This window comes from uncultured Neisseria sp., assembly GCF_951230505.1.
Lineage (GTDB): Bacteria > Pseudomonadota > Gammaproteobacteria > Burkholderiales > Neisseriaceae > Neisseria.
In genome coordinates this window covers 1-4,092 of the sequence record NZ_CATNVN010000162.1, presented here as the reverse complement: position 1 = coordinate 4,092, position 4,092 = coordinate 1, and the positions used below count along the sequence as shown (strand labels likewise).

Below are 4,092 nucleotides of genomic sequence, written 5' to 3'. Positions count from 1 at the left end.
GCAATGGAATCAATATGTACGACTGCGCCTTTTTTCAGGCGCGACAAAGGAATGGTAGACATAAGCCTCTCTTTTCATTTGTTTTAAAAGTAGATTATTAAAAAACGTGAGAAGAATGACGAATGTGCGGCACATTTGAAAGATTGGTTATGAGTGGCTATTTGCCTCTTCTTTCGATAAGTGCGGTTTGTTTTAAGTATTGTTATTTTCTTTGCTAATGATAAACCTTATTAATGTAAAAATCAAATGTAACAAGATAAACTAAAAAGGCTGAAATCCTTTTATCATTAGGATTTCAGCCTTTTTATACACTCAACAAACTAAAGGCCGTCTGAAAGGTTTCAGACGGCCTTCAAAATAAAAAACCGAATCAAATCGGTTTTTTATTCCCATTCAGGGAAAGACTCTAAATTACAGAGCGTCTTTCAATGCTTTACCGGCACGGAATTTAGGAGTTTTAGCAGCAGCAATAGTCAAAGGCTCGCCAGTTTTAGGGTTGCGGCCTTGACGTTCGGCGCGTTCGCCGACGTAGAAAGTACCGAAACCGACCAGAGTAACAGTGTCGCCGTTTTTCAATGCGTTGGTTACGGCATTAGTAGTAGCATCCAAAGCTTTTTGCGCAGCAGATTTGGAAATGCCGGCTTCTTGAGCAATTGCTTCGATCAATTCAGACTTGTTCACAATTAGTCCCTTCCTATCGTAAAAAATGATGAAATGCCCGAATACTCGGGGCTTGAGCACTTTTAAAGCACATACGCACTTTATAGCAATTCTGAAATTATCATGTCAAGTAAAAGATGTGGAATTGCCCTATTTTTGTGGCATTCAGGGCAAAACCACATTTTTTGCAACATCAGACGGCCAACTTAATGCTTGGTTGCTTTTGTTCTTGACTTCGCCTTAGAAGTTTGCGGGGTATCGGCAACCGCCAATTCAGCCGCCCACTGCTCAGGCTGAGCTTCCAAACCCAAAGCCAACACTTCATCAATCCATTTAACCGGATGAATGGTCAGACCGGTTTTGACATTTTCAGGGATTTCTTCCAAATCTTTGACGTTGTCTTTTGGAATCAATACATGCTTGATACCGCCGCGCAAAGCAGCCAGAAGTTTTTCTTTCAAACCGCCAATCGGCAAGACTTCGCCACGCAAAGTGATTTCGCCGGTCATCGCCACGTCTGCACGCACCGGAATTTTGGTGAAGGCAGAAACCATCGCCAAAGTCATGGCGATACCTGCGCTCGGACCGTCTTTCGGCGTCGCACCTTCAGGTACATGGACGTGAATGTCTTTCTTCTCATAAAAATCAGGAGCCAGACCCACTGATTCAGCACGAGAACGGACAACCGACCATGCGGCCGATACCGATTCTTTCATGACATCGCCCAGTTGGCCGGTACATTGAATCGTACCTTTGCCCGGCAAAGCTACTGCCTCAACAGTCAACAACTCGCCACCGACTTCGGTCCAAGCCAAACCGGTTACCTGACCGATGCGGTTTTCGCTTTCGGCCACACCATAGTCGAAACGGCGCACGCCCAGATAGTCATGCAGATTTTTTTCAGTAACTTTAATCGCTTTAGGTTTGGCCTTGCTTACTGTTTTGGATTTGGACGCTTTTTTCTTGTCCTCATTCAAAGTAACCTGCATCACCACTTTACGGCAGATTTTGGCAATTTCGCGATCCAACGAGCGGACACCGGCCTCACGGGTGTAGTAACGGATAATATCGCGCACCGCACTTTCATCAACCACCAACTCGCCCTCTTTCACACCATTGCGCTTCATTTGTTTCGGCACAAGGTATTGCATGGCGATATTGATTTTTTCGTCTTCTGTATAACCGGACAGACGGATAATTTCCATACGGTCAAGCAGCGGAGTCGGGATATTCAAGCTATTTGAAGTGGCAATAAACATCACATCGCTCAAATCATAATCGACTTCGGCATAGTGGTCGGCGAACTTGTTGTTTTGCTCAGGATCCAGCACTTCAAGCAATGCACTGGCCGGATCACCGCGGAAATCGCTACCCATCTTGTCGATTTCATCCAGCAGGAACAATGGATTTTTCACACCCGCTTTCGCCATGTTTTGCAGGATTTTGCCCGGCATAGAGCCGATATAGGTACGGCGGTGGCCTCGGATTTCGCTTTCATCACGCACGCCGCCCAACGCCATACGCACATATTGTCGGCCTGTGGCTTTAGCAATCGACTCACCCAAGGAAGTTTTACCCACCCCCGGAGGACCAACCAGACACAAAATCGGGCCTTTGAGCTTGTCCATACGTTTTTGAACAGCCAAATATTCCAAAATGCGCTCTTTGACTTTTTCCAAACCATAGTGGTCGGCATTCAAAATCAAATCAGCCTTGGCAATATCTTTGCTGACACGGGATTTTTTCTTCCACGGCAGCTCAAGCAAAGTATCGATATAGTTGCGCACGACGGTAGATTCCGCAGACATCGGCGGCATCATTTTCAGTTTTTTCAATTCAGACAGACATTTTTCTTCAGCCTCTTTGCTCATGCCTGCTTCTTTGATTTTTGCTTCCAACGCATCCAGCTCGCCACGCTCGTCTTCTTCGCCCAATTCTTTCTGAATCGCTTTGACTTGCTCATTCAAGTAATACTCGCGTTGGGATTTTTCCATTTGACGTTTTACACGGCCACGAATACGCTTCTCAACCTGCATGATGTCAAGTTCGGCTTCCAACTGCGCCAGCAGAAATTCCAAACGGTCAACAATGCCGGCAGTCTCCAGCACATATTGACGCTGCTCCAATTTCAGCTGTAAATGCGCGGCAATCGTATCGGCAAGACGGCTGTTGTCATCGATACTGCTGATGGTGCTGATAACTTCGGCAGGGATTTTTTTGTTCAACTTCGCATATTGCTCAAATTGAGTCAGCAGAGTACGGCGCAAGGCCTCAATTTCAGGATTGTCCTTGTCGCTATTCTCATCAATCGCCTCAACATGAGACAAAAACAATCCTCCTGTTTCATCAACCGCCAACGCGCGCGCACGACGGATACCTTCTACCAACACTTTAACGGTGCCGTCAGGCAGCTTCAAAACCTGCAAAACTTGGGCAACAGTACCGGTTTGGTGCAAATCTTCAGCTTTAGGGTCTTCTGTATTAGGGTCAAGCTGGGCCAACAGGAAAACCGGATCATCATTGGCCATTGCCGCCTCAAGGGCCGCAATCGATTTAGGACGACCGACGAACAGCGGCAATACCATATGCGGATACACCACGACATCGCGTAAAGGCAAGGTAGCCAGCGCACTGTATTCCTCGAAATATTTGTCTTTTGTCGGCATAGTTAGAAATCTCAATCATTGTTAAATCAGAATGTAGCTCAAAATTGGGTTGAAGCGCTCCATTTCAAGACTTGAAAACAGCTTATCCGCACCTATTTTCGAAAACATCATTTTTAATAGCCCGATATGGACGTTTACGATAAAATATATCGGATTTTGGGCCGTCTGAAAACTTTTCAGACGGCCCTGGCTAACCAAACAAGGTAGTAAACCATGACAGACTCAACCGAAAAAAAATCATTAATTGAATTCCCTTGCACCTTCCCTGTAAAAGTCATGGGCGCGGTTCATCCGGAATTTGAATCCGCCATCTTGGAAACTGTGCGCAAACATGCTCCCGATACCGAGCCGCACCACATTACTACGCGCCCAAGCAGCAAAGGCAACTACACCAGCGCAACCGTCAAAGTAAATGTTGATAACCAAGAGCAGCTCGACAATATTTACCGCGACCTGACTTCACACGAATTGGTAAAAGTGGTGCTGTAATGAAAATCGTGCACAAAGGCTTGGTCGATTACCTGCCGACTTTCGAAGCCATGAAGGCATTTAATGCCTCGCGTGACGAAAACACCGAAGACGAATTATGGGTGGTCGAACATCCGCCCGTATTCACCCAGGGCTTGGCCGGAAAACCTGAACACCTCCTCATTCGCGACGATATACCCGTTGTCCAAATTGACAGAGGCGGTCAAATTACCTACCACGGTCCCGGCCAATTGGTCGTTTATACGATGATCAATTTCAAACGCCGTAAGACCAGTGT

Annotated in this window: 4 protein-coding genes; 2 read left to right on the top strand and 2 right to left on the bottom strand. The window is 46.3% G+C overall.

Annotated features, from left to right (window positions below; all coding sequences use genetic code 11):
* Positions 1–411: 411 nt before the first annotated feature.
* Both Q1M25_RS08640 and lon read right to left on the bottom strand, forming a co-directional pair.
* The gene (locus Q1M25_RS08640; protein ID WP_003683413.1) at positions 412–681 is read right to left on the bottom strand and encodes an HU family DNA-binding protein; all 270 of its coding nucleotides are present in this window, start codon (positions 679–681) and stop codon (positions 412–414) included.
* A gap of 185 nt (positions 682–866) precedes the next feature.
* Entirely contained in the window at positions 867–3,326 is a 2,460-nt protein-coding gene (gene lon / locus Q1M25_RS08635) for an endopeptidase La (protein ID WP_300483875.1), read from the bottom strand.
* Between the two features lie 213 nt (positions 3,327–3,539).
* Between lon and Q1M25_RS08630 the strand changes: the two genes are divergently transcribed.
* Complete coding sequence (locus tag Q1M25_RS08630; protein ID WP_049328369.1) at positions 3,540–3,815, top strand: YbeD family protein; 276 nt, start codon at positions 3,540–3,542, stop codon at positions 3,813–3,815.
* The coding region (gene lipB, locus Q1M25_RS08625) for a lipoyl(octanoyl) transferase LipB (protein ID WP_300483873.1) at positions 3,815–4,092 on the top strand (278 nt) is incomplete at its 3' end. The genes Q1M25_RS08630 and lipB, both read left to right, overlap by 1 nt.

Excerpts from the sequence above, each read along its gene's own strand:
- lon (WP_300483875.1), bottom strand. The coding sequence starts at position 3,326 with ATGCCGACAAAAGACAAATATTTCGAGGAATACAGTGCGCTGGCTACC.
- Q1M25_RS08630 (WP_049328369.1), top strand. The coding sequence starts at position 3,540 with ATGACAGACTCAACCGAAAAAAAATCATTAATTGAATTCCCTTGCACC.